A 216-nucleotide genomic window follows, 5' to 3' on the forward strand; every position below is an offset into this window, starting at 1 on the left:
GTTGTACAGCTGCGAACCGTTCACCGCGTCGCGGCTCGATGCGTTCACGAGACCGTTGGCCACGTTGTGCAGCGCCACCGCGCTCGCACCCGAGCCGCCCAGCGTCACCGACGTATGCGCCGACGAGTCGTACATCACGGCGTCAGCCATCGTGCCGTTGATGTTCGTGATGCTGCCGTTGATCGACGTGAACGCGTCGCCTGCGTTGTTGAACGT

Annotated in this window: 1 pseudogene; it reads right to left on the reverse strand. The window is 63.9% G+C overall.

From position 1 onward, the window contains the following. Positions 1–216: pseudogene (locus U5805_RS31730) on the reverse strand (peptide ABC transporter permease); the annotation flags it as partial.

Source organism: Paraburkholderia sp. J41, from assembly GCF_905220235.1.
Classification (GTDB): Bacteria; Pseudomonadota; Gammaproteobacteria; order Burkholderiales; family Burkholderiaceae; genus Paraburkholderia.